This is a genomic window from Ruminococcus sp. 210702-SL.1.03 (assembly GCF_020559915.1).
Taxonomy (GTDB): domain Bacteria; phylum Bacillota; class Clostridia; order Oscillospirales; family Ruminococcaceae; genus YE71.
Genome location: NZ_JAJCLZ010000117.1, coordinates 1 through 585, shown reverse-complemented (window position 1 = coordinate 585; position 585 = coordinate 1). Strand labels below are relative to the sequence as shown.

The window sequence follows — 585 nt, the reverse complement described above, 5'->3', positions numbered from 1 at the left end:
CTTCTTCGCCGTTTCACGCTTGGTGAGGAATGCGGTATGCTCGACATTAAGCCTGTTCCACTTCGATTTCAGCTTGTTGGACTTCTCCAAAAGGTCAAGCATTGTCGGCGGTTTGCCGTCAACAGCATACTTCTTGATATGCTCCCTGATGTACTTGACCGTTTGCTCGTAGTCCTCGATAGTGGCGGAGTTTTTCTTCTTGAAACGGCTCTGCGACCAGCCCGATTTGCCCTGATACTCCTTGTAAACAGGCTCCAGCTCGTCACGGTGCTTCATCTTTGCAATGAGAGTGTCGATAGCTGTAAACTTCTTTTTCAGATCGGCAAGCTCAGTTGTGTGGCCATCGGAGTGAGGTGTATTGAAGAAGAATCCAGACAGCTCGCTGAATGACATAACGCCACCAGCTTCAAGGTCTGCGATGATTTCGTTTGCTCTGCCCATACCTCTGATAGCTTTCCACGGATCTTCTTTCTTTTCAGGTGCTTTACTTTCCGTAGGTGTTGGCTGTGGTGTCGGGGCAGACGGTTCAGGCTTCGGATTGATAGCAGTTGCGTTAAGCATATCAAGCTGTGCCTGCCGTCTTGC

Annotated in this window: 1 pseudogene; it reads right to left on the bottom strand. The window is 49.6% G+C overall.

What is annotated here, in order from left to right:
* Positions 1-561 (bottom strand): annotated as a pseudogene (locus tag LI114_RS13700) (conjugal transfer protein); the annotation flags it as partial.
* Positions 562-585: the final 24 nt, after the last annotated feature.